4 protein-coding genes are annotated in these 3,384 nt (G+C 34.8%); 2 read left to right on the top strand and 2 right to left on the bottom strand.

The window, feature by feature from the left end:
* Together DMP16_RS08620 and DMP16_RS08615 are read left to right on the top strand one after the other, a co-directional pair.
* Positions 1–120, top strand: a 120-nt coding sequence (locus tag DMP16_RS08620) for a DUF2173 family protein (RefSeq protein WP_143577104.1), incomplete at its 5' end; no start/stop codon positions are given.
* Positions 121–212: 92 nt separating this feature from the next.
* Positions 213–1,001: an aldose 1-epimerase gene (locus DMP16_RS08615; RefSeq protein ID WP_069283192.1), complete on the top strand. Its 789-nt coding sequence runs from the start codon at positions 213–215 to the stop codon at positions 999–1,001.
* Positions 1,002–1,253: 252 nt separating this feature from the next.
* Here the strand turns inward: DMP16_RS08615 and DMP16_RS08610 are convergent, their stop codons facing one another.
* A complete protein-coding gene (locus DMP16_RS08610; RefSeq protein WP_143577103.1) occupies positions 1,254–1,625 on the bottom strand; it encodes a PaREP1 family protein in 372 nt (123 codons plus the stop codon).
* A gap of 67 nt (positions 1,626–1,692) precedes the next feature.
* Positions 1,693–3,303, bottom strand: coding sequence for a TQO small subunit DoxA domain-containing protein (locus DMP16_RS08605; RefSeq protein ID WP_143577102.1), 1,611 nt, complete (start codon positions 3,301–3,303; stop codon positions 1,693–1,695).
* Positions 3,304–3,384: the final 81 nt, after the last annotated feature.

Genomic DNA, 3,384 nt, shown 5'->3' with positions numbered 1-3,384 from the left:
GCAGTAGCAGCTGGGGATTATGCAGTATGTGTAATGGGTAACTATGGAGTTTTCGTGAGGTTAGCTGAGGCAGACTTTAACCAGATATTTAAGACGCTAAGGGAAGTAGCAGGTATTTAAATAAACTTTTTTTCTTCCTTTCTTTGTTTTCCTATTTAATAATTACTATTAGTGATAAGTATATAAGTTCACATCTCTTATATTCTTACTATATGAAGATTAAGAAGGGTAACGTGGAAGCAGAAATTTTGCCGAAAGGCGCTTATCTATACTCCTTTAAAATAGATGGGAAAGAGCTCATTCTAAGAGGCAATTTAGAGAGAGTTACGCGAGGGGGTATGGCTGTTTTAATACCATTCGCTAATAGAATAAAGGGAGGGGAGTATATATTTGAGGGAAAAAGGTACGTTTTACCTAAAAATAATGAGGGAAACGCGATACATGGTTTAGTTCTAGATAAAGAATTTGAAGTCTTAGAAGTCCAAAATGATGGTGTCTCTCTTAAGCATGAGTTAGAACACGAAGGTTATCCAACTAAGTTAGCTTGCGTACTAATTTATAAATTATTCAGAAATGGCTTTAGAGTAAAGATAAGCGTTAAGAATGTAGGAAACAATAGAGGTCCATTAACAGTTGGACTACATCCTTACTTCATAGTATCTGAGGATTGGAATATTGAAGTAAAAAATAATGTTAAGAGATGCGTAACTTTTAACAAGATACCAACTGGAGAGTTAGTTAAAACTAAAATAGAACATGGAGAATATGATGATTGTTTTTTCGTAAATGATACCATACTATTGAAATCATCTTATTCTATAGTTAAAATTGTGAGAAGAAATATGCCATTTATACAATTATATACAGGTGTAAGAGGAGCTTTGGCAATCGAACCTATGAGCGGTGCTCCAGACGCTTATCACAATGGCTTAGGGTTAAGGATAGTTGAGCCTAATGAGGAAGTCAACTACTCTTTTTCGGCAAAGTTTCTCAAGTTCTAGGTAAGTGATGAAAACTTGCTCTTTAAGGCAAGAATTAAAGAATTTCCTACTTTAAACTATGAGTTAGCTGGTTGCGATTCTAATTAGCCTTATGTTTTCCCTTTACTCACTCAACGTTATGAGATTTTATTTTGTTCTAGAGTGATTGGGAAAGAATCTTATTACCCTTAGAAATTCAAGGCTATTTACGAAATTATTATGAAAAGGAAGAGAGGGGTCTCTTTATCGGACCTTTTAGAATTTCATTAGACGTTAGGTTAGATATTTGTTTAATATGTCTATTATTTTGTGAATATTATTGGATAATTTCTTCACTTCGTCGTAGTTAAGTCTCATTTCATGAAATCCATAAACGTGTAAGTACCATGCATCTACCGATATTAGATATATATCTGGAGAAATCCTTCTTGAAGCTTCGAATAATAAGGAAGAGGTCCATCTTCTATTAGCCTTTACTTTTTCTATTACGTCTTTTAGGTTTAGTGTTTTTACTAGTAGTTTTATTGCTTCTTCAGCTGCTTTGTAGTATTTCTCTGAAGCTTGTACAACATCTCCCTTCTCCAATAACCTATCAGCTTCCTCAATTAAAACATCTGAAGCAGATAATAGATTAATACTTACCATCAAAATGAATGTAGATTATACCTTAATAAATTAAAATCAAAAATAGTCAACGTTGTGTAAAAAAAGGCTAACTTACTGTAATTGTTGTAGTTGCCCATCTGTTTGGATTTATAGCTGGTGTTACTATAGTTATTTTATATGTCCCGGGCGATAGGTGAATTGGAATTATAAGTTGGAACTGTGCTTCACTGCCTAATATTACTACGAAGCCAGAATAGTAGTTTACGTAGTCCTTCTTGTTAGCATTCCACGGAGCTTGTATCACGTTCACTGTATATTTAGCTATTTCTGTTGAGTTTAATGTTAGAGACCACGTCGAATTGCTAATCATCATCATTGTACCAGAGGCAGGATAAGCGTCAGGACCATCAACATCAGTTATATTTAATATTATCTTAGTCCCATTGGAAACCGGAAAGGCGTTAGCATAGGTTATTTCTAGTTTTGGTAGCTTAGAGTTATTGACTAGAGGTCCAACTACGTTACCGTAAGCCCACTGACCAGTTCCTAAAATCCATCCCCTAATTAGCCTTCCTAGCCTTTGATAGAATCTCAAGGGACTTTGAGGAACATCAGTCATAATTAAGAGTTTAGCTTCTGGTATATCGATCCCTTCTTCTCCAACTAATGTAGATATTATAACATCTACATTTCCCTTCCTAGCATCTTGAACTAGCTTAAGCCTTTCATATCTTGAGAGATCACCAGTTAGCACTTTAGCCTTAACGTTGAAACTAGATACTACCTTTTCAAATTCGTACGCAGTTGACTTTCTAGAGGTAAATATCAAAACTGGTTTAAATTCCTCAACCTTATATATGTTTAAAACGTCCTTCAAAGCTCTAGTCTTGTGACTTAATTCCCTCTGTTCACAAAGAGTTTCTATTATTGGAGTTTCTTCAACTTTCCCTAGTAACCTATTATAGCTTTCACAAAAAGCTTCTTTACCATAAGTATATAGTGTGATTTCGAGAAACTTTAAAGTATTTTTATCGCCATTTATCTTACCTCTAAAAAAGTTTTCATATACGTTATCCTCTAAACTGTTAAATTCAGCGTCAAAAATGTCAGCTATAGCTTTAGGGAGTTTAAAGGTAGGGTCAATTCCAGATAACGCTTTGAAATCATAGGTGAGGAAAAGGGGATTACCTAAGTTTTCAACTAGCCTTGGATCTACCATATATTTTTTGTAGGAAGGTAATAATGCCGTAAAACCAACTAGGTATTTAGGCTCTAAGTCTGCCAAAGTTTGTTCATAACGAATATCTCCGAACGCGTGATGAACTTCATCTACTATCAAAGCTTCCGCATTACCTATACACTTAGAAGTTGTAAAAGGCGTTGAAACTATTACCCTTTTACCTTCCTCAAAGGACTTACAATCACCCTCGTACTCTACACCGCTATCACTCTCAAATATCCTTTTCCAAAACCTATGATACATCTGATCACAAAGAAGTCTGGTTGGCTCCAATATGATCACATTATGACCTTTCTTTATCAAATAATAGGCTATGAATACCTCTATCAGAGTCTTACCACTCCCGGTAGGCATTGAGACCACCACAAATCTGTTAGTATCCAATGATTTCATAATCTCTTGACTTATACTCTTCTGGTAAGCATAAATTTCGAAACCAAGTTTCTTTCTAACAATCTCCTCAAATTCCTCAAGCATGACAATAGATAGTTTTAGGGGAAGGGGGATAAAAAATGATCTGTGGAACCCTTATTAGTATATATAATCCTTTTTGAAATC

Source organism: Sulfolobus sp. B1 (genome assembly GCF_007050195.1).
Taxonomy (GTDB): Archaea; Thermoproteota; Thermoprotei_A; order Sulfolobales; family Sulfolobaceae; genus Saccharolobus.
Note: the sequence above shows the minus strand (reverse complement) of the source record. Positions and strands in the feature narration are given on the sequence as shown.

Coding starts and splice junctions, on each gene's coding strand:
- DMP16_RS08615 (WP_069283192.1), top strand. CDS start 213: ATGAAGATTAAGAAGGGTAACGTGGAAGCAGAAATTTTGCCGAAAGGC.
- DMP16_RS08610 (WP_143577103.1), bottom strand. CDS start 1,625: ATGGTAAGTATTAATCTATTATCTGCTTCAGATGTTTTAATTGAGGAA.
- DMP16_RS08605 (WP_143577102.1), bottom strand. CDS start 3,303: ATGCTTGAGGAATTTGAGGAGATTGTTAGAAAGAAACTTGGTTTCGAA.